Here is a 23,894-nt window from a genome sequence, read left to right as displayed (position 1 = left end):
CGTCACCGGAGCGGTGTCACTGCTGGTGGAGCCCGCGTCCGGCCAGGGTCAGGAACACCTCGCCGACCGCCTCCGACAGGGTCGGGTGCGGATGGACGTGCCGGGCCACGTCCGAGGGTTCGGCGTCCCAGCCGACGATCAGCTGACTCTCGGCGATCATCTCCGACACGTGCGGGCCCACCAGGTGTACACCCAGCACCCGCCCGCCGCCCCCCTCGGTGACCACCTTCACGATGCCGCCCTGCCCGTGCACCATGCCCTTCGCGACGGCGGTCAGCGGCATGCTGTTCGCCACCACGTCGTGTCCACGCGCGCGTGCCTCGGCCTCGCTCAGCCCCACGGCCGCGGTCTGCGGCGACGAGTACGTGACCCGGGGCACGGCCGCGTAGTCCACCGGGAGGGACGGCACACCGGCCAGCGTCTCGGCCACCAGCAGCCCTTCCGCGAACGACGCGTGGGCCAGCCCCGGCGACGGCGGCGGCAGCAGGTCGCCCACGATGTGGATCCCGGGCACGGCCGTCTCCAGCCGGGCCCAGTCGGCCGGCACGACGAAACCCCGCTCGTCCGTGGTGAGGCCCGCGGCGGCCACGTCCAGGCCGTCGGTGACCGGGGCCCGCCCCACCGCCACCAGCAGCCGCTCCGCCTCGACCTTCACGGTCTCGCCCCGCGCGGTGCGCACCCGTGCGCGCACGCCGTCGTCGAGGACCTCGGCGTCCAGGAGCCTGGCGCCCGCCCGGACGTCGATGCCGCGCTTCTTCAGACCGCGGGTCAGATGACGGCTCACGTCGGCGTCCTCCAGCGGGACGATCCGGTCGGCGGCCTCGACCAGAGTGACCTCCGCGCCCATGGAGCGGTGGAACGAGGCGTACTCCACGCCGATCGCGCCGCCCCCGAGCACCAGCACGGACGCCGGGAGCCCGGGTGCGAAGAGGGCGTCGTCGCTGGTCACCACACGCCGGCCGTCCGGCTCCAGCCCCGGGAGCGCGCGCGGGCGTGAGCCGGTCGCGAGCACGATGCCGCGGCGGGCGGTCAAGTCCCGCGCGCCCCGGCCGGCGGCAGCGCCCTCCACCCGCACGGAACGCGGTCCCGTCAGCCGGGCGCTGCCCCTCACACCCCGCACGCCCGCATGCGCGAGATGGGCCTCCACGCCCCGGTGGTTGCGGGCGACGATGTCGTCGCGCGTGGCCACCAGCGCCGGCCAGTCGACCGCGTCCAGGGTCGCCTTCACCCCCCAGCGCTCGCGTGCCTCCGCGATGCCGTCGACGAGTTCGGCCGCGTGCAGCATCGCCTTGCTCGGGACGCAGCCGCGGTGCAGACACGTCCCGCCGACCTTGTCCCGCTCGACGAGCACGACGTCGAGACCGAGGGCGGCGGCACGCAGGGCGGTGCTGTAGCCGCCGGTGCCGCCGCCGATGACGATGACGTCCGACGAGGTGGCGTCCGATGAGTTCATGCCCTCAGCCTCCGCCCGTCCCTTGCCATGAGTCCAAGGCAATGTTCTTGTGGGGTCGATGCAGGGCGTTTATGGGAGGGGTCTTGAGCCTGCGGCAGATGGAGTACTTCGTGACCGTCGTCGAAGAGGCGTCCTTCACCCGGGCGGCGGAGGTCCTGCATGTCTCACAGCCCGCGCTCTCCCACCAGATCAAGGCCCTGGAACGCTCGGTCGGCGGTGCGCTCCTGGAGCGCCTGCCGCGCGGCGTGCGGCTGACGCCGATGGGCCGGGCCTTCCTGCCGCACGCCGAGCTCGCCGTGCGCAGCGCCGCCCAGGCCCGCCGCGCGGCCCGCGCCGCCGCCGGCGCCGAGGGCGGCGAACTGCACATCGCCGCCGTCCACTCCGTAGCGGTCGGCGTCCTCCCGGACGTCTTCGCCCGCTGGCGCGCCGCCCACCCGCGCGTCCTGCTGCACCTGCACGAGTACGCCTCCTCCGAGGCTCTGGAGGAACAGGTCGAGCGGGGCACCGCCGACCTCGCCGTCGGCCCGGCACCCGCCGGCTGGCCCGGCACCGTCGTGGCGGTCGGCGAGGAGGACATCGTCCTGGTCGTGCCCTTCGACGACCGCTTCGCCGGCCGGACGACGGTGACGCTGCCCGAACTCGCCGACCGGCCCTGGGTGCGCTGCGCCATGGAACCCGTCGTCCAGGGCGAGCGATTCCTCGACTGGGCCTGCGGCCGGGCCGGATTCACGCCGCGCACCGCCGTGTTCACCGAGCACAGCTCCACGGCGGTACGGATGGCCGCCGCCGGGGTCGGCGTCTGCGCCGTGCCCTCCCACCTCGTACGCGACGCGGTCGGTGAGGACTGCGTCGTCCTGGCCCACGAACCGCCGTGGAAGCGCACGCTGACGGTCTTCTCCCGCGTACCACCGACCGGCGCGGCGGCGGCCTTCATCGACCTGTTGCGCTCGGCGTGGCCCCACCCGCGCATGGCTCCCGCCGCACCGCTGCGCGCGTACGAGGACTGCCCCGAGGACGGCCCGGCGGTTGCCTGAGCGGGGCGCTGGGGGCGCGATGTTCTTTGCCACGCCGCGATCAGCCCGCCCTCAATCGCCCACCCGCTCCAGCAGAGCCACCGGCAGCACCGCGAAAAGCTCCTCCACGCGTGCGTGCCCGGTGAACTCACGGCCCGGCTCCAGCGCATCCGCCCAGCGCCCCGGCGGCAGCGGCAGCCAGGTGTCCCGCCAGCCGCCCGCCTCCGCCAGCCGCAGCGACAGCCGCGTCACGGCCGTGAGCACCTCGCCGGAGCGGGCGAACGCCGCGCAGTACGCCGCCGCCGGGCCCTCGGCGGCCAGCGGCGTGTACGTCGCCGTGTCACCGAAGGCATCGGGCCGCCGCCCCCGCAGCCCCAGGGCCGCCCGTGTCACCGCGGCCTTCTCCCCGGAGGTCCCGTCCGGCTCCTCGGGCGGGAAGCCCACCGCCCGCCGGTTGTCGGGGTCGACCAGCGCCCGGTACTCGGCCTCCGTGCCCTGGTAGACGTCCGGGATCCCCGGCATCGTCAGCTGGACCAGGGCCGTGCCCAGCACGTTCGCCCGGATGTGCGGCTCCAGGGCCTCCCGGAAGGCCGCCACCCGCTCGGCCGGCGCCCCGCACGGCCCGGCCGCCACGAACCGCGCCACCGCCTCCTCGTACGGCGGCTCCTGCTCGGTCCAGCTCGTGTACAGGCCCGCCTCGCGCACATGCTTCAGCAGCGCGCCCTGCACCCGCTCGGGCGACCCCGGCTCCGGGCCAAGACCGAACACCGTCTGCCAGGCCGCCCACGCCAGTTGCGCGTCCGGCACGCCCTCGCCGGTGCGCGTCACCTCGGCGAGGACGTCCGCCCAGCGGTCCGGGCACTCGGTGAGCACGTTCAGCGCCGCCCGGACATCGCCGCTGCGCTTGGTGTCGTGGGTCGAGGCGACCGTCCCGCCCACCGGCCAGTCGCGCTGCACGCGCGCGCAGTACGCGTGGAACTCCTCCGGCGACAGCGCGGGAGCGCCGGGATTCCCGCCCACCTCGGTCGCCGACAGCAGCGGCACGTACCGGTAGAACGCCGTGTCCTCCACGGACTTCGCCCGCAGCGCCGACGAGGTCTGCGCGAACCGGGTCCGGAACTCCACCTGCGCGGGCCCGTCGCCGTACCGCCCCAGCACCAGGTCCCGTACGACGTCCACCGCGCCAGCCTCCTCGGGCACGGCGAAGGCCTGCCGGGCCTCTGCCGCGGCCTCCTCGGTGACCACGGACGCGGCGTCGCCCGACTCGTAGGGCCGGTACACGTCCATGCGGACCAGGAGCTCCTGGAGCGCCGTGCGCAGCGCCCAGGGCGCGCGGTCGCGCAGGGCGGGCTCCGGCGAGGTCGCGCACAGCCGGCCCGCCACCCGGGTCAGCCGGTCCATCTCCGTGGCCAGCTCGTGCGTGAGGACCTTGTACGCCGCCCGCCGCACCGTCGCCTCCCACTGCCCGCCCCGGTCCGTCTGCGGGGCAGCGAACCGCCGGTACTGCCCCAGGAGGTCCCCGAACCCGGCCGGGTCCGTGAAGAGCCCGTCCACATGCCGCAGGGCGTCGTAGCCGGTGGTCCCCGCGACGGGCCAGGACGCCGGCAGGTGCTCACCGTCGGCCAGGATCTTCTCCACCACCGTCCAGCGGCCGCCCGTCGCCTCGTGCAGCCGCCTGAGGTAGCCGTCGGGGTCGGCGAGCCCGTCCGGATGGTCGACGCGCAGCCCGTCGATCACGCCCTCGTGCAGCAGCTCGAGGATCTTGCCGTGGGTGGCCTCGAACACCTCGGGGTCCTCCACCCGCACCCCGATCAGCTCCGAGATGCTGAAGAACCGCCGGTAGTTGAGCTCGGTCCGGGCCAGCCGCCACCACACCGGGCGGTACCACTGCGCGTCCAGCAGATGCGGCAGCGGCAGGTCCTCGGTGCCCTCGCGCAGCGGGAACACATGGTCGTAGTAGCGCAGGACGTCACCGTCGACGCGCAGCTCCCCGAGCACCTCGCCCAGCGGTCCGCCGAGCACCGGCAGCAACACCTGGCCGTCCTGCGCCTCCCAGTCGATGTCGAACCAGCGGGCGTACGGCGACTTGGGGCCCTCGCGCAGCACCTCCCACAGGGCACGGTTGTGGCGCGGGGCCATGGCCATGTGGTTCGGGACGATGTCCGCCACCAGGCCGAGCCCGTGCTCACGCGCCGTGCGGGCCAGCGCCCGCAGCCCCTCCTCGCCGCCCAGCTCCGCACGCACGCGCGCGTGGTCGACGACGTCATAGCCGTGCGTCGAGCCCGGCACGGCCTCCAGGACGGGGGACAGATGCAGATGCGAGACGCCGAGCGAGGCCAGGTACGGCACCACGGCCGCCGCGGCCCCGAAGGGGAAGTCGGGCTGCAGCTGCAGCCGGTACGTGGCCGTGGGCACCACCGGGTCAGGACGCTCAGGTGTCATGAACCGTACGTACCCGCCCCGCCGCCGTATCTGTCATCGCCCGCGCCGGGTGCGCCGCGCGTCGCCCGGACGAGTGGCCCTTTCCGGACGACGCGCCGCCGGCGCGAGGCGAGGCCGCGGGTGCGGCTACACGGGCCGCTGGAGCACCGTGAGGCTCCGGTCGGTCAGGGTCAGCCGGTCCCCGGCCTGCACCTTCTCGCCGCTGTCCTCCGGCACACCGTCGGCACGAGCCGTGTCGACCACGACCTGCCACTGCCGCCCGTGGTCGACCGGCACGACGAACTCCAGCGTCTTCGGCGAGGCGTTGAACATCAGCAGGAACGAGTCGTCGGAGATGCGCTCCCCGCGCGCGCCCGGCTCCGAGATCGCGTTGCCGTTGAGGAACACGGTCAGCGCCGACGCCCGCGCCGAGTCCCAGTCCCGCTGGGTCATCTCCCGGCCCTCCGGAGTGAACCAGGCGATGTCGGACAGGTCGTCGTGCGTGCCCTCCACGGGCCGGCCGTGGAAGAAGCGCCGCCTGCGGAAGACCGGGTGGTCCCGGCGGAGCCACACCATCGCGCGCGTGAAGGCCAGCAGCTCCCGCTTGAGTCCCCCTTCCTCCTCGTCGCCCTCCGGCCACTCGACCCAGGCCAGTTCGTTGTCCTGGCAGTACGCGTTGTTGTTGCCGCGCTGGGTGCGGGCGAACTCGTCGCCGTGGCTGATCATGGGCACGCCCTGGGACAGCATCAGCGTCGCGATGAAGTTCCGCATCTGCCGGGCCCGAAGCCGCCGCACGTCCGGGTCGTCGGTCTCGCCCTCGACCCCGCAGTTCCAGGACCGGTTGTGGCTCTCGCCGTCCCGGTTGTCCTCGCCGTTGGCCTCGTTGTGCTTGTCGTTGTAGGACACCAGGTCGTGCATCGTGAAGCCGTCGTGGCAGGTCACGAAGTTGATGGAGGCCAGCGGGCGCCGGCCGTCGTCCTGGTACAGGTCGGACGAGCCGGTCAGCCGTGAGGCGAACTCCGCGAGGGTGCGCTGCTCGCCCCGCCACAGGTCGCGCACGGTGTCCCGGTACTTGCCGTTCCACTCGGTCCACAGCGGCGGGAAGTTCCCCACCTGGTAGCCGCCCTCGCCCACGTCCCACGGCTCGGCGATCAGCTTCACCTGCGAGACCACCGGGTCCTGCTGCACCAGGTCGAAGAACGACGACAGCCGGTCCACCTCGTGGAACTGCCGGGCCAGCGTCGCGGCGAGGTCGAAGCGGAACCCGTCGACATGCATCTCCGTGACCCAGTACCGCAGCGAGTCCATGATCAGCTGGAGCACGTGCGGGGACCGCATGAGCAGGGAGTTCCCTGTCCCTGTCGTGTCCATGTAGTAGCGGGGGTCGTCGGTGAGCCGGTAGTAGCGCGGGTTGTCCAGGCCCTTGAAGGACAGCGTCGGGCCCAGGTGGTTGCCCTCGGCGGTGTGGTTGTAGACCACGTCGAGGATCACCTCGATCCCGGCCTCGTGCAGCGCCTTCACCGCCGACTTGAACTCCAGGACCTGCTGGCCCCGGTCGCCCCAGGACGCGTAGGCGTTGTGCGGGGCGAAGAAACCGATCGTGTTGTAGCCCCAGTAATTGTTCAGGCCCATGTCGACCAGTCGGTGATCGTTCACGAACTGGTGTACGGGCATCAGCTCCAGGGCCGTGACCCCGAGCTCGGTGAGGTGCTCGATGACCGCCGGGTGGGCGAGGGCCGCGTAGGTGCCGCGCAGCTCCTCCGGCAGGCCAGGGTGGCGCATGGTGAGGCCCTTGACATGGGCCTCGTAGATCACCGTGTGGTGGTACCCGGTGCGCGGGAGCCGGTCGTCGCCCCAGTCGAAGTACGGGTTGACCACGACCGACGTCATCGTGTGCGGCGCCGAGTCCAGGTCGTTGCGCCGGTCGGGCTCGTCGAAGTGGTAGCCGTACACCTCCTCACCCCAGCTGATCGAACCGCTGATCGCGCGCGCGTACGGGTCTAGCAGCAGCTTCGCGGAGTTGCAGCGCAGCCCCCGCTCCGGGGCGTACGGGCCGTGCACCCGGAAGCCGTAGCGCTGCCCCGGCATGATGCCCGGCACGTACGCGTGCCGTACGAACGCGTCGCTCTCCCGGAGCTCGATCGCCGTCTCCGAGCCGTCGTCGTGCAGCAGACACAGCTCTACTCGGTCCGCGGCCTCCGTGAAGACCGCGAAATTGGTACCGGCGCCGTCGTACGTGGCACCGAGTGGATACGCCTCTCCAGGCCAGACCTGCATGGATACGACTCTTTCAGGTGTGCGGCGCCGGTGGGGACGCCTTGGGCCCGAGTCTCCCCGAAAGTGAGGGAACCTCCTATGACTTATGTCCCTCTTACCGAGTGACCAGTGCGTACGCGATATGCCGAATCAATGGGGAAAGAACACACTCCCGGGGCTGATGAGGGGAGTAAGGGGATGATGTGCGCAAGATAGTGCACCGTCACTTGGGGAAGCTGGTGGCCGGTACGGCCATCGCGGTGGCCGGGACAGCCGTGATGGTGGGGATCACGCTGCCGGGCACGGCGGGGGCGGACGAAACGGGGACCAGGGCGGGTCAGGCGGGGCAGTCCGTCCGGCAGGAGTCCGGCGCGGACCGGGCCGTGTCGCCGGGGGTGGTGGAGGAGGCGCCCGCCGAGGGGGAGAAGGGCACGGGCCGCGACCCGCTGACCGACGACGAGATCGAACGGGTCGCGAAGATCGCCCTGAACCGGCAGCTGCTCCAGAGCAGTGAGGGCGTCGACGGGGAACGCGGCCCGCAGCGTCTCGGCGTCGATCTCGCCGAACCGGAGGCCGACGAGGTCGGCGACCCGGACGCGCCGCGACGCGCCGACGTGACGTTCTACGACTACCGGGACGACACCCTCGTCACCAGGACCGTCGACCTCGGCACCGGCAAGGTGGTGCGGACCGGCACCCAGCACGGCGTCCAGCCGCCCCTGAGCGGCGACGAGAAGGCAGAGGCGGCCAGGCTGCTGATCGCCGACCCGCTGGGCGCGGACCTGAAGGCCGACTACCGGGACGCCACCGGCAAGGAGCTCACCTCCCCGGACCAGCTGCAGCTCAGCGGCGCCGTCTACCGGGCCGCGCCGGGCGCCCAGCCCGCCGTGCTCGACCAGTGCGGCGAGCACCGCTGCGTCCGGCTGTTCCCGAAGATCAAGAACGGTCCGTGGGTCGACGCGAGGTCGATCGTCATCGACCTGAGCGCCCGCAAGGCCGCCCGGCTCGACCGCTGACCTGCTCTCCTCGCTCTCACTCTCAATGTCAGGGAGTCATCTCGTCATGCGCGTGAACAGACACAGCAAGGTCCGCACCCTGGCGGCCGCGGGCCTGACCGTGGCCACGCTCGCCGCCGGTGTCACGGCCGGCGCGGGACCCGCCACCGCCCAGCCGAAGGCCGCCCCCGCGGCGCCGGCCGCGCCCTACTGCGGCGCCGCCCACCGCATCGAGCAGAAGCTCTCCACCGGCACGACCTGGCGGATGTGCTGGCGCTACGACGGCAAGGCCGGCCTCGTCCTGGAGAACATCTCGTACCAGCCCAAGGGCGAAGCCAAGCCGATCAAGGTCCTCAACAGCGCCAGGCTCGGCCAGATCCACGTCCCGTACGACGACGGGAACGTCGAGTACGACGACCTGACCGGGTTCGACTTCGCCCAGGGCCTGATGAACCTGGCGCCCGGCGAGTGCCCCGGCGGCACCATCAAGACGGTCAAGGTCCCGGACTCCTGGAACGAGGACCCGAACGTCAAGGGCCTGTGCACCACCACCCGCTCCCGCGGCCACGCCTACCGCATGCAGGGCGACACCGCGAACAAGGTCTACCAGGCCCAGGGCAAGGACCTGCTCGTCTACACCGTGAACCAGGTCGGCTGGTACGAGTACATGACCGAGTGGCGCTTCCAGGACGACGGCACGATCACCATGAACGTCGGCGCCACCGGCAGCCTGTCGTGGGACGACTACGACGCCGGGGACGGCCGCGGCTGGCCGATCGGCAAGGGCGCGAGCGCCGCCAAGGCCACCAGCCACAGCCACAACGCCTTCTGGCGGCTCGACTTCGCCCTCGACGGCTCCACCGCCGACAAGATCGAGCAGTACGACTCGACCGTCACCGCCCCGGCCACGGGTCAGCGCGCCCCGAGCACCAAGACGACCCGCACCGAGGTCACCAAGGAACTCGCCGGGGACAGCAAGAACTACCGCTGGTGGCGTGTGGTCAGCGGGACCGGCAAGAACAAGGACGGGCACCCGCGCTCCTACGAGATCGTCCCCGGCCCGACGACCAAGTACCCGGGACGCGGCTACACCAAGCACGACGTGTACTTCACCGAGTACAACAAGTGCGAGCTGTTCGCCAGCCACAACCCCGGCGACTGCGGTGCCGGAGCCGGCGACTCCGTCGACAAGTGGGTGAACGGACAGGCCCTCAAGCACCCGGTGGTCTGGACGAACATCGGCTTCCACCACATAGCCCGGGACGAGGACCAGCAGCCCATGCCCGTCCACTGGCAGGGATTCTCCATCGCCCCGCGCGACGTCACGGCTATGAATCCGCTCACTCCGGCCGAGCTCGGCTGGCAGAACGGGCACTGGCAGCCCCGGGGTTGAGAACTACCCTGCCCATCCGGCTGCACCGCCGACCGCTCCCGGAGTACCCTTCCTTGATCGTTGGGTGGGGCCAGGCCCCTCGGGAGGCTCGGGGGAGCGGAAGGCGGTGCGCGGGTGGGCTCGGGAGGGCTGGAGCTGCCCCCTGGTGACGAGGGTCACGAGGGGAACTCCACAGACGTCCCGACCGGTGCCGTGTCCCTGGCGCGGCCGATGGACGCGACGGGCTCGATCGGCCCGGAACTGGACTGGGACGCCGACGCCTGGCGCGAGGTGCGCACCCGCGCCCAGCGGGCCGGCCGCGCCTACATCTGGCTGAACCTCGTCGAACAGCGGCTGCGCGCGGTCGTGGCCGCCGTACTGCGGCCCATCTACGAACCCGTCCACGGCGACGACTGGGTGGTGGCCGCCGCCGGACCCGCCGGGCAGGAATGGGTGCAGCGCGCCGTCGCCGTACGCGAGGTCAGCCGCCGCAAGGGCTATCTGCTCGACCCGGCCGACGACAACGTCCTGTCCTTCCTCACCCTGCCCCAGCTGCGCGAGCTGATGGTGCAGCACTGGCCCTGCTTCGAGCCCTACTTCGACGACCGCCGGGATGTCGAGCTCGCCCTGGACGAGCTGGAGGTCACCCGGAACGTCGTCTCCCGCAACCGGGCCCTGTCCGAGGCCGTTCTGAACCAGGCCGAGCGCGCCTCGGCCCGGCTGCTGGAGATGCTCGGCGCCGACGGTGACGTGCCGTCGGCACGCCGGCTGCCCGTCGACGCCGTCGAGGACCTGGTCGGCGACCGGTACGCCGACGTGGTCGCCGTCCACCCGGACCGGGTGCGGCTGATGCGCCAGTTCCCGGCCGAGGACATCTTCGGCGGCGCCCGCCGCCTCGACGCCATCGGCATAGGCCTCAACCTGCTCGTGCAGAACTTCTCCGGCCGCCGGCTGGTGCGGCTGGCCGAGTCGGGCTGCCGGGTGCGGCTGCTGTTCCTCAACCCGGCCTCCAGCGCGGTCAAGCGGCGCGAGCGCGAACTGGGCATCAAGCGCGGCGAGCTCAGCCGGGCCGTCGAGATGAACATCCTGCACATGCGCCGGGTGCGCGCCCGGCTGCGCGACCCGGGTGCCTTCGAGATCCAGGTCTTCGACGAGACGCCCCGCTTCACGGCGTATCTGGTCGACGGCGACGGGGCGGACGGCATCGCGGTCGTGCAGAACTATCTGCGCCGGACCCGTGGCATGGAGGCGCCGGTGTTCGTGCTGCGCAACGGCAGCAAGACGGTCAAGCCGGGCGAGATCGACGAAAGCGGCCTCTTTCCCACCTATCGCGAGGAGTTCGAGGTGATGTGGGCGGATTCGCGGCCGGTGTCGTGAACGGTGCCCCGCTGTGGGGCGGTTGTGCCGGTTCACCCGGCCGCCGCCGGGCGTAAGCGGAACGCGTTCCTCGGATTGTCAGTGGCGCATGCGAAGGTGGAGACCACTGGGGGACACCACCGGGGGACGCACCACAAGAAGGGGGACCGCCCATGGGCTGGCACCGGGAGCTGCTGATCGGCTTCGACCTGGAGACGACGGGCACCGATCCGCGCGAGGCGCGCATCGTCACGGGGGCCGTGATCGAGGTCAGGGACGGGGAGCCGATGGGCCGCCGCGAGTGGCTGGCCGACCCGGGGGTGCCGATCCCCGAGGACGCGGTGGCGGTGCACGGCATCAGCAATGAACGCGCGGCGGCCGAGGGCAGACCGGCCGACCAGGTGGCGGACGCCCTCGCCGACGTCCTCACCTCCTACTGGAAGTCGGGCGTGCCGGTCGTCGCCTACAACGCGGCCTTCGACCTGACCCTGCTCTCCGCCGAGTTGCGGAGGTACGGACTGCCGTCCCTGCGCGACCGACTGGGCGGAGTGGACCCCGCCCCGGTCATCGACCCGTACACCATCGACCGCTGGGTCGACCGCTATCGCCGCGGCAAGCGCAACCTCCAGGCGGTCTGCTCGGAGTACGGCGTGGTCCTCGACTCCGCCCACGACGCGACGGCCGACGCCCTGGCGGCGGCCCGGCTGGCCTGCGCGATAGCCGACCGCCACCCCAAGATCGCCGGCCTGGGCCCGGCGGACCTGCACCACCGCCAGATCGAGTGGTACGCGGAATGGGCGGCGGACTTCCAGAGCTTCCTGCGCGGCAAGGGTGACGCGACCGCTGTGGTGGACGGGGCGTGGCCCCTGCGGGAGTTGGCGGACGAGCCGGTCTGACCGGGCGGGGCCCCGGCCCTCAGAACGGATACCACCGCACCGTCTCGTCGCCCTCCCGCAGCGACGCCACTCGCCGCTCGAACTCGGCCAGTGCCTTCGGGTTGCTCGGTGCGTGCTGGGCCACCCAAGCACAACTGGCCGTCTCCCGGGCGCCGCGCAGCACCGAGCACCCGTCCCACTCCCGGACATCCCACCCGTACGTCTCGGTGAAGGACGCGTACGCCTCGTCCGCGAGTCCGTACCGGTCATGCGACAGCGCCATCACCACCAGATCGTGCTCGCGCAGGTCGGCGGAGACCGTCTCCAGGTCGACCAGAACCGGCCCGTCCGGGCCGACATGCACATTGCGGGGCAGCGCGTCGCCGTGGATCGGGCCGGGCGGCAGCCGCGGCGTCAGGGCGGCGGCCTCCGCGGCGAAGCCGTCCCGCCGCTCGCGCAGATACGCCGCGTCCGCGGGGTCGATGGCATCGCCCGCGTGCCGCAGCCAGCGTTCCACACCGCCCAGCAGATCGCGGGCCGGCAGTTCGAAAGGAGGAAGAGGCGTGGTGTGCACGACCCGTAGCAGTTCGGCCAGATCCCTCGGCTCGGCGGGCCGTACGGCATCGGGCAGCCGGTGCCACACCGTCACCGGGTGCCCCTCGACCAGCAGCGCCTTCGGCTCGGCGGCCCGCACCGCGGGCACGCCCGCCTCCGCGAGCCACACCGCGACGTCCAGCTCGTGGCGCGCCCGGTCGAGGAGCTCGGCGTCACGGCCGACCTTGACGACCAGGTCACCGGCGGCGAACACCGCGTTCTCGCCCAGCGCCAGCAGTCGCGCCTCGTGGGCCGCACTGCCCGGCACGCCCGCCGCGGCCAGTACCTCCCGCGCCCGTGCCTCGTCCATCGTCCGCCTCCGTCGTCCAGGTCCTTGTGTGTCGCCGTCGGGTTCCGGCCATCCGTCCGTCAGTGTCCCATTCGCACAGGTGGGACCGTGTGCGCGGTGCCTTGACGAGGCAGGCCGTCTTCACGACCATGACGTGGCCCGTCCGAGCCGAGCGAAGGGGCTGATGCCGTGACGTCGGTGACCGAGGTGAGGAAGCCGGCCGATCCGGCACCGGGCCGGGCCAGGCCCCGCCGGGCCGTGGACCACGGCGCCTGGTTCCTTGTACTGCCCGCCCTGATCCCCATCCTCGTCCTCAGCGTCGGCCCGCTGGTGTACGGGATCCTGCTGGCTTTCACCGACGCCCAGTCGGGCCGCACCGAGGCCACGCGGTGGATCGGCGGCCTCAACTTCCGGGACCTGCTGCACGACACGTTGTTCTGGGAGTCGTTCCGGATCGGGCTGGTGTGGGCGGTCGGGGTGACCGTGCCGCAGTTCCTGCTCGCGCTGGGCCTCGCCCTGCTGCTCAACCAGGAGCTGCGGCTGCGCTGGCTGGCCCGCGCCCTGGCGATCATCCCCTGGGCCATGCCCGAGGTCGTCGTCGGCATCATGTGGCGGCTCGTCTACAACCCGGACGCGGGCATCCTCAACGAGACCCTGCGCGACATCGGCGTGGGCGGCGGACGCGACTGGCTGAGCGGGCTGGCGACCGCGCTGCCCGCCGTGATCCTCGTCGGCGTCTGGGCGGGCATGCCGCAGACGACGGTGGCGCTGCTCGCCGGGCTGCAGAACACCCCGCGGGAACTGCACGAGGCGGCGGCGGTCGACGGGGCGGGTGCCTGGCGCCGCTTCCGCACGGTCACCTGGCCCGCCCTCAGACCCATCGCCCTCGCCATCACCGCGCTCAACCTCATCTGGAACTTCAACTCCTTCGCCCTGGTCTATGTGCTCACCAACGGCGGTCCGGGCGGCCGGACCCGGCTGCCCATGCTCTTCGCCTACGAGGAGGCCTTCCGCTACGGGCAGTTCGGCTACGCGGCGGCGATGGGCTGCGTGATGGTGGCCGTGATCTCGATCGCCCTGGCAGTGTTCCTCGCCGGGCGCCTCAGGGGAGGTGACGACGCGTGAGGACCAGCACCCCGGCCCGCGTCGGCCAGTACACCGCGCTGCTCGCGTACCTCGTCTTCCTCGCCTTCCCGTTCCTCTGGCTTCTCTCCACGGCGTTCAAGCCGCCGCGCGAGCTGGGCAGTCTGCATCCGACGTGGATCCCGGAGGACCCCACCCTCGCCAACTTCCGGCAGGCCTTCGACGAACAGCCGCTGCTGCACGCCGCCCTCAACTCCCTGCTCGCCGCGCTCGGAGCGGCGGTCATCGCCGTGCTGATCGCGACGCCGATGGCCTATGTCATCGCCCGGCGGCGCACCCGGCTGGCGAAGGCGGTGACGGGCTGGGTGGTGGTCAGCCAGGCGTTCCCGTTCGTGCTGCTGATCATCCCGCTGTTCCTCGTGCTGAAGAACCTCCGAATGATCAACTCCGTGCCGGGGCTGGTGCTGGTGTACGTGGTGTGGGCGCTGCCCTTCGCGCTGTGGATGCTCGCCGGGTATGTGCGGGCCGTACCGCCCGAGTTGGAGGAGGCGGCCGCGGTCGACGGGGCGGGCCGGGTGCGCACGCTGGTGTCGGTGACGGCACCGCTGCTCGCGCCGGGCATCGTGGCGACGGGGCTGTTCGCGTTCATCACGGCGTGGAACGAGTTCTTCTTCGCGCTGGTGCTGCTCAAGACCCCGGAGAAGCAGACCCTGCCGGTGGTGCTCACCCACTTCATCGGGGCCGAGGGCGCCGCCGACCTCGGCCCGCTCGCGGCCGCCGCGTTCCTCGCGACGCTGCCCTCGCTGGTCGTCTTCGCCCTCATCCAGCGGCGGATCACGGGCGGCATGCTCACCGGGGCGGTGAAGAGCTGATGCGCGCCCGTCTGCCGGCCCTGGTCCTGGCCCTTCTGCTGCTCCTCGCCGGCTGCTCCTCCGGCGGCACCCGAGACGACGGCCGGATCACCCTGCGCTTCCAGTCCCTGGCCTGGCAGGAGGAGTCCGTCGAGGCCAACAAGGCGCTGGTGAAGGAGTGGAACGCCACCCACCCGGACGTCCGGGTCGAGTACGTCCAGGGCTCCTGGGACAGTGTCCACGACCAGCTCCTCACCGCCTTCGAGGGCGGCGAGGCACCCGACATCATCCATGACGCCTCCGACGACCTGGCGGACTTCGCCTACGGCGGTTACCTGGCCGATCTCACCGACCTGCTGCCCGCGCGGCTGAAGTCGGACATCCCGCGGCGCAGTTGGGAGACGACGACCTTCGGGGAAGGCATCTACGGCGTGCCGTTCCTCCAGGAGCCACGGGTGCTGATGGCCAACGCGAAGTGGCTCCGGCAGTCCGGGGTGCGGATCCCGACCCCGGAGAAGCCGTGGAGCTGGGCCGAGTTCCGGCGGATCACCGAACGCCTCAGCGACCGGGGGAAGTACGGCATCGCCTGGCCGCTGAAGGAGCCCGTCTCCGCCACGCTCAACCTCTCCCTGTCGGCGGGCGGACAGCTCTTCCACCGTGGGGCGGACGGCAAGGTGACTGTCCGGTTCGGGACGGCCGACCAGGTGGTGCCGCGCACCATCCAGGAGCAGGTCGGCACCGACCGCAGCGCCTCGCCCACGACCCTGGGCAGCGGCGGCGGCGACACCCTGCCCGGCTTCTTCGGCGGAAGATACGCGATGGTCCCGCTCGGCTTCTCCTACCGTCAGCAGATCGTGCAGCAGGCGCCGAAGGGCTTCGACTGGCAGGTGCTGCCCGCCCCGGCCGGCGCCGGAGGGCTCACCCAGGGCGTCAGCCCGCAGACCCTCTCCGTCGCCGAGGACTGCCCGCACAAGAAGGAGGCCGCCGCCTTCATCGACTTCCTCCTCAGACCGCCCAACATGGTCCGCCTCGCCCTCGGGGACTGGATGCTGCCCACCGGCACCCGGGCGCTGGCCGACCCGGCCCTGCGCACGTCCGAGCACGGCTGGGCCACCGGCACCGCCCTCGCCGAGCACCTGCGCCCGGCGCTCGCGCAGACGGTGCGGGGCTACCCCGAGTGGAAGGACAAGGTGGCGACCCCGGCCCTGCAGGAGTACTACAGCGGCGCCATCGGACTCGGCGAGCTGCGCGAACGGCTGGAGGAGGACGGCAACCTGGTGCTGGCGCGCTATCAGCGCTGACGGCGTCGCCGGTCCGGCTCCGTTCAAGGCACGGCGAGGCCCGTGAGGTACCGGCCCCGCTCGTCGTAGGGCCAGACGTTGGGCGCGCAGCCGCGCATGCCCTTGATCTGCTGCATCATCGCGGGGGCCGGCTTGCCGGGGCCGGGGCAGCCGACGTGGCCGTGGCCGAGGAAGTGGCCGACCTCGTGGTTGATGATGAGGGCCCGGTATGCCTTGACGTCCTTGGCGTAGACGGGAGTTGCCAGGAGCCAGCGCTTGAGGTTGACCATGACGTTCTTGGCGACGTTGCAGTTGACCTCGCCGCCGGTGTCCAGGCCGTAGTGTCCGCAGATCTTGTCCACGGTCCCGGCGGTGGCGACCTTCACGACGAAGTCGGTGGGCCCGCTCGACACCCGGCGGAACGCCGAACGGCCGTCCGCCGTCCAGCCGCGCCGGTCGGCCAGGACGTTCTCCACCTGCTCGGCGACGTCCGAGGCGGACAGGTCGATGCCGTCCTCGACGTCGACCCGGTAGCGCAGGGTCCTGCCCTGCCCCGCCTTGGGGCCCGAGCCGGGGGCGACGGCGAAGGTGCCGGGGCCGGTGGCGGGGATCTCCGGCCGTGCGGAGGGGGAGGGCGAGGCGGTCGGGGTGGACGGGTCCGACGGCGGGAGGGGCCTGGCCGGGGTGGTGGTGGCCGGGGAGCCCGGCGCGGGCTCGGTCGCGGGGCCCGAGCCGGCCTCGGCCGCCGTTCCCCCGGGCTTCGCCGATGTCCATTCCACCGCCGCGATTCCGGCTGCTCCTAGCAGCGCCAGCGCGGACAGGCCCGCTAACAGTGGGCCCTTGCGGCCGCGCCGCCCGGCGGAGTGCGAGGGTCGTCCGTTCCTGCGGCGGCTGCGGGACGGAGGTGTGGAGTGCGCGGTCATGGTCGTTCAGATTGCGGGGGTCATGTGATCGAACATGGCGCGAAGGGTAACAGGAATATAACGAAGATCTGCCGAAAGGCCTGTGTGATCATCCGGTAACAGGAGTCCGTTCGCGCGCGGGCCTGCGGATACTGAGCCCATGCCACGAGTTCTGCTGATCGAAGACGACCGCGCCGTCCGTGAAGGAGTCGCCCTCGCCCTGCGCCGCCAGGGACACGACGTCGCCGCCGCCGAGACGGGGGAGGAGGGGCTGGAGCGGCTGCGGTCCTTCCGGCCGGACGTCGTGGTGCTCGACCTGATGCTGCCCGGCATGCCGGGCCTGGACGTGTGCCGCGCCATGCGTGCCCTGGACCAGACGCTGCCGATCCTCATGGCGACCGCGCGCGGCGACGACGTGGACATCGTCGTAGGGCTGGAGGCCGGGGCCGACGACTACGTCGTCAAGCCCGTGCAGGCCCGGGTCCTCGAGGCGCGCATCCGGGCCGTCCTGCGCCGGGCGACGGCCCGCCGGCGGGGTCGTGCCGACGCTCTGGGTCTACTTCGTGGCGGACGGCAGGCCCGAGCCCGTCCCGCGCCGGGGCGGACCTGCCGTCGGCCGTCCCGGCCGATCCAGACCGGCCCCCGGCCACGGAGGCCTCGCGGGCACCGGCCACAAAGGCCCCGCGGGCCTCCCCGGCCACGGACTTCGCGAAGGTCACGACGCGGGACAACCGGGTGTCCATCGAGCTGTCCCTGTCCTCCGCCGGCGATCTGCCTGACCTCGCGGTGACCCAGCTGATCTGCACCGCCGGCGCCGCCGCGCGGTTGTCGAACCCCGGGGACGACCCGGTGACGGTCACGGTCGTGGGCCGGGACGGCCGCCGTGTCGAGGGCACGGCGGCGCGCTGCCCCGCCACATGATCGATATCGGCGACCTGAATAAGTTGCACGAGACGTCTCGTCTCGCGTACGGTCGGCGCATGACCCGTCGCGCGCACATCGCCATGTTCTCCATCGCCGCCCACGGCCACGTGAACCCGAGCCTCGAGGTGATCCGCGAGCTCGTGGCGCGCGGCCACCGGGTGACCTATGCGATCCCGCCGGTCTTCGCGGAGAAGGTCGCGGACACCGGTGCCGAGGTGAAGCGCTGGAACTCCACTCTGCCCTCGCCCGACGACGACCCCGAGGCGTGGGGGAGCACGCTGCTGGACAACGTGGAGCCGTTCCTCGACGACGCGATCCAGGCCCTCCCGCAGCTGATCGAGTCCTACGAGGGCGACGAGCCGGACCTCGTGCTGCACGACATCGCCTCCTACCCGGCCCGCGTCCTCGCCCACCGCTGGGGCGTGCCCGCGATCTCCCTGTCACCGGCCATGGTCGCCTGGGAGGGGTACGAGGAGGAGGTCGCCGAGCCCATGTGGGAGGAGCCGAAGAAGACCGAGCGCGGGCGCGCTTACTACGCCCGGTTCCACGCCTGGCTGGAGGAGAACGGGATCACCCTGCACCCCGACCCGTTCGTGGGGCGTCCCGACCGCTCGCTCGTCCTGATCCCCAGGGCGTTCCAGTGGAACGCGGATCGGGTCGACCCGAGTGTGTACACCTTCGTCGGGGCGTGCCAGGGCCGGCGCACCTCCGAGGGCGACTGGCAGCGGCCGGCCGGTGCCGAGAAGGTCGCGCTCGTCTCCCTCGGGTCCGCCTTCACCAAGCAGCCCGGCTTCTACCGGGAGTGCGTCAAGGCGTTCGGCGACCTGCCCGGCTGGCATCTGGTGCTGTCGATCGGCAAGCACGTAGACCCGGCCGAACTCGGGGACGTCCCCGCCAACGTCGAGGTGCACTCCTGGGTTCCGCAGCCGGCGATCCTCAGGCAGGCGGACCTGTTCGTGACGCACGCCGGCGCGGGCGGCAGCCAGGAGGGCCTGGCGACCGCCACGCCGATGATCGCCGTACCGCAGGCAGCGGACCAGTTCGGCAACGCGGAGGTTCTCCAGAGCCTCGGCGTCGCCCGGTGCGTCCCCACCGAGGAGGCGACCGGTGACACCCTGCGCGAGGCGGCCCTCGCCCTGCTCGGCGACCCGGAGGTCGCCCGCCGCCTGAAGGACCTCCAGGCCGAGCTGGCCCAGGAGGGCGGCACCCACCGCGCGGCCGACCTCATCGAGGCCGAACTGCCCGTTCGCCAGGGCTAGTCGGGGCGCTCCTCTGCCCTTGCGCCACTGAAAGGGCCCGTTGGCTGCACCGGCAACCAACGGGCCCTTCGGACAGCGGCGGGGCACAGCCCCAGCGGCGGGGATCAGACCCTGACGGGCTCGCCCTCGTCGTCCCGGGCCGCCGGTCCCGTGACGACCGCCTGCGGCGCCTCGTCGTGGGTGAGGTCCGGCAGCCGGTGCAGCCACTTCGGCAGGTACCAGTTGCGCTCACCGAGCAGCGCCATGACCGCCGGCAGCAGCACGCCCCGGATGATCGTCGCGTCGATGAGCACCGCGGCCGCGAGCCCCACGCCCATCTGCTTCATGGACTGCATCGACAGCGTCCCGAAGATCGCGAACACGGCGACCATGATGACCGCGGCACTGGTGACGACACCGGCCGTGGTGACCACACCGTGCCGGATCGCGTCCTTGGTCTCCAGACCCCGCAGCCGCGCCTCCCGTATCCGGGAGACCACGAACACGTGGTAGTCCATCGACAGGCCGAACAGGATCACGAACAGGAACAGCGGCAGCCAGGTGATGATCGCGCCGACGCCCTCCGCGCCCACCAGGGACGCGCCCCAGCCGTGCTGGAAGACCGCGACGAGGATGCCGTAGGCCGCGCCCACCGACAGCAGGTTCAGCACGATCGACGTGAGCGCGATCGTCAGCGAGCGGAACGACAGCAGCATCAGCGCGAAGGCGAAGACCACGACGAACGCGAAGACCGGGACGACCGCTCCGGCCAGCTGGTCGTTGAAGTCCTTCGACCCCGCGATCTGCCCGGTGATCGGCGCCTCGACGCCCTCGACCCTGCCGAGCGTGGCCGGGCGCACCTCGTCACGCAGCTTGTCCAGGCTCTCGCCCGCCTTGTCCTGGTCGGAGCCGCCGACCAGCGGGACGTAGACGAACGCGACGTTCTGCGCGTCGTGCAGCTTGATCTCCACCGGGCCGCGCGAGGCGCCCGAACTGATCGCCCGGTCGCGGAAGTCGGCGAGCGCGGACTTCACCTCCGGCGCGTTGATGTCGTCCGCCTTGACGACCACCTCGGCCGGCTCCGAGCCGCCCGGGAAGGCGCCGTTGAGCCGGTTGTACGTCTGCACGATCGGCAGCGAGTCGCCGAACTCCTGGTCCAGCGTGAACTGCTGTGTCTTCATGCCGAGCGCGGGAGCCGTGATGGCCAGCAGCGCACCGGCCGCCACCGCCACGGAGATCACGGGCCGGGCGAGGACACGCCGCAGTACGGCCGTCCAGAACCGGCTGTCCTGGCGGGCGCCCGGCTTGCGCCGGTTCAGGAACGGAATGCGGCCCTTCTCCACGCGCTCGCCCAGCAGCGACAGCAGCGCGGGCAGTACCGTCACGGACCCCACCATGGCCACGGCCACCACCATCAGCGAGGCCAGGCCCATCGCCTCGAACTCGGCGAGCCCGGTGAACAGCATGCCCGCCATGGCCACGCAGACCGTGACACCGGAGACGACGATCGCGCGGCCACTGGTCGCGGCGGCGATCCTGAGGGCCGTCCGCGCGTCATGGCCGGCCTCGCGCTCCTCGCGCTCCCGGCGCAGATAGAACAGGCAGTAGTCGACGCCGACCGCCATGCCGACCAGCAGCATCACGGAGTTGGCGGTGTCGCTCATCGGCTGGAGGTGGCTGACGAGACCCATCAGGCCCATCGTCGCCATGATCGCGGTGACCGCCAGTGCCATCGGCAACAGGGCCGCCACCAGCGCGCCGAAGGCGATGAGCAGAATGCCGAAAGCCACCGGCACCGCCGAGTACTCGGCCTTCTTGAAGTCGTCCCCGAACGCGTCGTCGAACGTCTTCATCATGCTGGCGCCGCCGATCTCCTCGATCCGCAGCGACGCGTGGTCCTTCTGGACGCCCTCGACGGCCTTCAGCACCGGCTCGACCCGCTCGCCTGCGGTGTCCGCCTCGCCGCGCATGTCGAACTGCACGAGCGCGCTGCGCCCGTCCTTCGAGATCGTCTTCGTGTCGTACGGCGAGGTCACGTCGGTGACCCGGCCGGTCGCCTCGACGGCCCGGACCACGGCGGCGACGGCGTCCCTGAACTCCGCGTCCGTGGCCTTGAGTTCACCGCCCTTGGCCTGGATCAGGACCGTCTCACCGGCCGGCTCGTCGATCCCGGCGTCCTCGATGATCCGCGCGGCGGTGTGCGTCTCTCCCTTGAGCTGGTCGCTGTCCTTGACGTCGACCCGGCCCGCGGCCGAACCGAGCCCCATCGCCAGGACGACGAACAGTACCCAGATGCCGACGGCGGCCCATCGGTGCCGGGCGCTCCAGCCGCCGGCCCGGGCGGCCAGGCCCCGCACCCGCGCTTCTCCGTTCCCCATGACGGGCTCGCCCCCTCGTGCAGCGGTGGCGGCCCCCTGCCGCCCCCTTTCGTTTCGAAGGTATGGGGCGGATAAAACCATCTCCTCGTGCTGCCCGGTGAAGTGACGGGGCCGGAACTCATCCCCATGGACCTCGCCCTCTCCCCACTGGGGAGGACCGCGAGGGACCGTGGCCCCTTACACATACTGTGTGGATCCTGAGCAGATGGTTGTGCCCCTCGGTGACCGATGAGTAATTTACGGGGCCGGGCAGCCGCCCGCCGGCGGCCGTCGTGCCCACCCCCACGGGGCACGAAGGCCGTCCTAAGGTGTGCGGATGACGACGACGTACGCGGCACTGCTGCGCGGCATCAACGTGGGCGGCAGCAGGAAGGTCCCGATGGCGGACCTGCGCACACTCCTGGAGAACCTCGGCCACGAGGGCGTGCGCACGTATCTGCAGAGCGGCCAGGCGGTGTTCACTTCCGGCCACGGTGACGAGCGGTCGCACGCGGCCGAGATCACGCACGCCGTCGAGCGGCACTTCGGCTTCGGCGTCGACGTGATCGTGCGCGACCACGCCTATCTGAAGGCGATCGCCGACGCCTGCCCCTTCCCGGCCGCCGAGCTGGAGGCCAAGCAGCTCCACGTCACCTACTTCTCCGAGCCCGTGGCCCCCGACCGCTTCGCGGAGATCGACCAGGCCGCCTACCTCCCCGAGGAGTTCCGCCTGGGCGACCGCGCCCTGTACCTGTACGCCCCGAACGGCCTCGGCCGCTCCAAGCTGGCCGAACACCTGTCGAAGCCGCGGATCAACAAGGGCGTGATCGCCACGAGCCGCAACTGGAACACGGTCGTGAAGCTGGTGGAGATGACGGGTGGCTGAGCACGAGTTCGCCGTCGACACTGGGACCGGGTCGCCATCATCGCTCTCCTGGCCCGGACCTCCGACGTGGAGTCCCCGCCTGTCGTCACTTCCCGGATGCGCGGCGTACGGCTGGCCCCCGACCTCGTCCACCTCACCTTCGACACCGAGCACTCGGACGTTTGGCCGAATCGCCCCCACGCGGCCCGGGAGCTTGGCACGGTAGGGCCATGACGAGCACCGATCACCCGACGACTCCGTCCGGTCGTACGACGGCCGTCCAGGCCATGCGCGGCGCGGCGGCCCAGCTCGCCGAACTCCTCGGCACGACCCCCGACTCCGTCTCCGCCCTCCGGCCGACCCCCGACGGCTGGACGGCGGACGTGGAGGTCGTGGAGCTGGAGCGGGTCCCCGACACCATGACCATCATGGCGACCTACCGGGTCACCCTCGACCCGCAGGGCCGGCTGCTCGGCTACGAGCGGGTGCGCCGCTACGCCCGCGGCCAGCTCGACCGACAGCGCTAGCACCGGCCCGTCTCACCTCAACTCCCTCTCGCGGCAACTCTTTTGGTGTTCACGTGAACACGCCCGCCGCCACCCCCGTACCTACGGGCGGCACGAGAACGAGTCTCGCGAGAGGAATCGCCCACGTGACCGTCATGACGCAGTCCGGCGGGATGCAACCCGCCGCCACCTCCAGCGGTTCGGGTTCCGCCGGCCTCTTCGACATCCTCGAACTGATCCTGGACCGGGGGCTCGTCATCGACGTGTTCGTCCGAGTCTCACTGGTCGGCATCGAGATCCTGAAGATCGACATACGTATCGTCATCGCCAGCGTCGACACCTACCTCCGGTTCGCCGAGGCCTGCAACCGCCTCGACCTGGAGGCCGGCCGCAAGGCTCCCGACAAACTCACCGACATCGTCGGCAACCTCGTCGAGAGCGGCGCCCGGGGCAAGACCAGCGGCGCGATCGGCGGGGCCATCGACGCGATCGGGGACATCTTCGACCGCGACGACAAGGACCGCGAGGAGGAGCGGTGAGCGGCGTCTACGTCTACGCCGTCACCCGCTCCGACCACCCCCTGCGGCTGGACGGGCTGCGCACCGTCGGCGGGACCGACGACCCGCCGCGCGTACTCGTCCACGGCCCGCTCGCCGCCGTGGTCAGCGCGGCGCCCCCGGGCCTGCGGCCCAAACGCCGCGATCTCGCCGCCCATCAGGAACTCCAGGAACGCCTGATGGCCGACGGATCGGTCCTTCCCATGCGGTTCGGCCTGCTCGCTCCCGACGACACCGCCGTCAAGACCGCCCTGGAACACAAGGGCGAGGAGTACTCCCGAAGGCTCGGCGAACTGCACGGCACCGCCGAGTTCAACCTCAAGGCCGCCCGCTCCCAGGACGACCTGCTGCGCGAGGTGCTCGACGACTCTGAGGAGGCCCGCCGGCTCAACCGGCACACCCGCGAGGGCAGCGGCGCCTACGAGGACCGCCTCGCCCTCGGCGAACTCGTGGCCCGCCAGGTCGAGGCCCGGCAGCGGCGGCAGGCCGACGAGATCGTCGGACGACTGTCCGGGCTGGCCCGGGCCAGCGTCGTGGCCGACCCGGCCAAGGACGACTTCCTCAACGTCTCCTTCCTCGTCGAACGCGCCCGCGCCGACGAGTTCACCGCGGCCGGCCGGGACCTGGCCCACGACTACGGCGAGGCCTACGACTTCCGGCTGCGCGGTCCGCTGCCGCCCTACAGCTTCGCCGCTTGACGGGGCCAC

The 23,894-nt window shown here is 71.8% G+C and carries 21 protein-coding genes; 15 read left to right on the top strand and 6 right to left on the bottom strand.

Translation table 11 applies throughout. From position 1 onward, the window contains the following. Positions 1-16 precede the first annotated feature (16 nt). Positions 17-1,453, bottom strand: a complete 1,437-nt coding sequence (gene lpdA / locus ACWIF2_RS19360) for a dihydrolipoyl dehydrogenase (RefSeq protein WP_454361725.1) — start codon at positions 1,451-1,453, stop codon at positions 17-19. An 83-nt stretch (positions 1,454-1,536) separates the two neighbouring features. On the opposite strand from lpdA, the gene ACWIF2_RS19355 reads away from it, so the two are divergent. Next, complete coding sequence (locus tag ACWIF2_RS19355; RefSeq protein ID WP_454361724.1) at positions 1,537-2,487, top strand: LysR family transcriptional regulator; 951 nt, start codon at positions 1,537-1,539, stop codon at positions 2,485-2,487. A gap of 51 nt (positions 2,488-2,538) precedes the next feature. On the opposite strand, the gene treY is transcribed toward ACWIF2_RS19355, so the two are convergent. Then, a complete protein-coding gene (gene treY / locus ACWIF2_RS19350; RefSeq protein WP_454361723.1) occupies positions 2,539-4,908 on the bottom strand; it encodes a malto-oligosyltrehalose synthase in 2,370 nt (789 codons plus the stop codon). A gap of 126 nt (positions 4,909-5,034) precedes the next feature. After that, the gene (gene glgX / locus ACWIF2_RS19345; RefSeq protein ID WP_454361722.1) at positions 5,035-7,164 is read right to left on the bottom strand and encodes a glycogen debranching protein GlgX; all 2,130 of its coding nucleotides are present in this window, start codon (positions 7,162-7,164) and stop codon (positions 5,035-5,037) included. 182 nt (positions 7,165-7,346) lie between these two features. Between glgX and ACWIF2_RS19340 the strand changes: the two genes are divergently transcribed. The 4 genes from ACWIF2_RS19340 (at position 7,347) to ACWIF2_RS19325 (ending at position 11,762) form a co-directional block, all read left to right on the top strand. Then, a complete protein-coding gene (locus ACWIF2_RS19340; RefSeq protein ID WP_454361721.1) occupies positions 7,347-8,159 on the top strand; it encodes a Tat pathway signal sequence domain protein in 813 nt (270 codons plus the stop codon). A gap of 46 nt (positions 8,160-8,205) precedes the next feature. Continuing rightward, entirely contained in the window at positions 8,206-9,531 is a 1,326-nt protein-coding gene (locus ACWIF2_RS19335) for a copper amine oxidase (protein WP_454361720.1), read from the top strand. 114 nt (positions 9,532-9,645) lie between these two features. Further along, the gene (locus ACWIF2_RS19330; RefSeq protein ID WP_454361719.1) at positions 9,646-10,887 is read left to right on the top strand and encodes an SAV2148 family HEPN domain-containing protein; all 1,242 of its coding nucleotides are present in this window, start codon (positions 9,646-9,648) and stop codon (positions 10,885-10,887) included. A 152-nt stretch (positions 10,888-11,039) separates the two neighbouring features. Beyond that, complete coding sequence (locus ACWIF2_RS19325; protein ID WP_454361718.1) at positions 11,040-11,762, top strand: exonuclease domain-containing protein; 723 nt, start codon at positions 11,040-11,042, stop codon at positions 11,760-11,762. A gap of 19 nt (positions 11,763-11,781) precedes the next feature. Here the strand turns inward: ACWIF2_RS19325 and ACWIF2_RS19320 are convergent, their stop codons facing one another. After that, positions 11,782-12,645 carry a phosphotransferase enzyme family protein gene (locus ACWIF2_RS19320; protein ID WP_454361717.1) on the bottom strand — a complete coding sequence of 288 codons (864 nt, stop codon included), beginning with the start codon at positions 12,643-12,645 and terminating at the stop codon, positions 11,782-11,784. A 168-nt stretch (positions 12,646-12,813) separates the two neighbouring features. Between ACWIF2_RS19320 and ACWIF2_RS19315 the strand changes: the two genes are divergently transcribed. The 3 genes from ACWIF2_RS19315 to ACWIF2_RS19305 are packed head-to-tail and all read left to right on the top strand — an operon-like array spanning position 12,814 to position 15,859. Then, positions 12,814-13,749 carry a carbohydrate ABC transporter permease gene (locus ACWIF2_RS19315; RefSeq protein ID WP_454361716.1) on the top strand — a complete coding sequence of 312 codons (936 nt, stop codon included), beginning with the start codon at positions 12,814-12,816 and terminating at the stop codon, positions 13,747-13,749. Then, complete coding sequence (locus ACWIF2_RS19310; protein WP_454361715.1) at positions 13,746-14,579, top strand: carbohydrate ABC transporter permease; 834 nt, start codon at positions 13,746-13,748, stop codon at positions 14,577-14,579. Before ACWIF2_RS19315 ends, ACWIF2_RS19310 begins: the two co-directional genes overlap by 4 nt. Further along, positions 14,579-15,859 (top strand): ABC transporter substrate-binding protein, encoded by a 1,281-nt coding sequence (locus ACWIF2_RS19305; RefSeq protein ID WP_454361714.1) that lies wholly within the window; start codon positions 14,579-14,581, stop codon positions 15,857-15,859. Before ACWIF2_RS19310 ends, ACWIF2_RS19305 begins: the two co-directional genes overlap by 1 nt. Before the next feature lie 23 nt (positions 15,860-15,882). Here ACWIF2_RS19305 and ACWIF2_RS19300 read toward each other — a convergent pair whose 3' ends face one another. Then, complete coding sequence (locus tag ACWIF2_RS19300) at positions 15,883-16,761, bottom strand: DUF3152 domain-containing protein (protein WP_454361713.1); 879 nt, start codon at positions 16,759-16,761, stop codon at positions 15,883-15,885. A gap of 139 nt (positions 16,762-16,900) precedes the next feature. Between ACWIF2_RS19300 and ACWIF2_RS19295 the strand changes: the two genes are divergently transcribed. The 3 genes from ACWIF2_RS19295 to mgt are packed head-to-tail and all read left to right on the top strand — an operon-like array spanning position 16,901 to position 18,923. Continuing rightward, a complete protein-coding gene (locus tag ACWIF2_RS19295) occupies positions 16,901-17,530 on the top strand; it encodes a response regulator transcription factor (protein ID WP_454361712.1) in 630 nt (209 codons plus the stop codon). After that, positions 17,527-17,661, top strand: coding sequence for a hypothetical protein (locus ACWIF2_RS19290; protein ID WP_454361711.1), 135 nt, complete (start codon positions 17,527-17,529; stop codon positions 17,659-17,661). Before ACWIF2_RS19295 ends, ACWIF2_RS19290 begins: the two co-directional genes overlap by 4 nt. After that, positions 17,658-18,923, top strand: a complete 1,266-nt coding sequence (mgt, locus tag ACWIF2_RS19285; protein WP_454361710.1) for a macrolide-inactivating glycosyltransferase — start codon at positions 17,658-17,660, stop codon at positions 18,921-18,923. The genes ACWIF2_RS19290 and mgt overlap by 4 nt, the downstream gene beginning before the upstream one ends. Before the next feature lie 104 nt (positions 18,924-19,027). Here the strand turns inward: mgt and ACWIF2_RS19280 are convergent, their stop codons facing one another. Continuing rightward, positions 19,028-21,280 (bottom strand): MMPL family transporter, encoded by a 2,253-nt coding sequence (locus tag ACWIF2_RS19280; protein WP_454361709.1) that lies wholly within the window; start codon positions 21,278-21,280, stop codon positions 19,028-19,030. 316 nt (positions 21,281-21,596) lie between these two features. Here ACWIF2_RS19280 and ACWIF2_RS19275 point away from each other — a divergent pair, with 316 nt between their 5' ends. The 4 genes from ACWIF2_RS19275 (at position 21,597) to ACWIF2_RS19260 (ending at position 23,885) form a co-directional block, all read left to right on the top strand. Then, on the top strand, positions 21,597-22,145 hold the full coding sequence (locus tag ACWIF2_RS19275; RefSeq protein ID WP_454361708.1) for a DUF1697 domain-containing protein: 549 nt from the start codon (positions 21,597-21,599) through the stop codon (positions 22,143-22,145). Between the two features lie 209 nt (positions 22,146-22,354). After that, positions 22,355-22,651, top strand: a complete 297-nt coding sequence (locus ACWIF2_RS19270) for a gas vesicle protein GvpO (RefSeq protein ID WP_454361707.1) — start codon at positions 22,355-22,357, stop codon at positions 22,649-22,651. A gap of 125 nt (positions 22,652-22,776) precedes the next feature. Further along, complete coding sequence (locus ACWIF2_RS19265; protein ID WP_184589132.1) at positions 22,777-23,169, top strand: gas vesicle structural protein GvpA; 393 nt, start codon at positions 22,777-22,779, stop codon at positions 23,167-23,169. After that, positions 23,166-23,885, top strand: a complete 720-nt coding sequence (locus ACWIF2_RS19260) for a GvpL/GvpF family gas vesicle protein (RefSeq protein WP_454361706.1) — start codon at positions 23,166-23,168, stop codon at positions 23,883-23,885. Before ACWIF2_RS19265 ends, ACWIF2_RS19260 begins: the two co-directional genes overlap by 4 nt. Positions 23,886-23,894 lie beyond the last annotated feature (9 nt).

The organism is Streptomyces sp. NPDC055506 (assembly GCF_053643595.1).
This window is presented reverse-complemented; position numbering and strand designations above follow the sequence as displayed.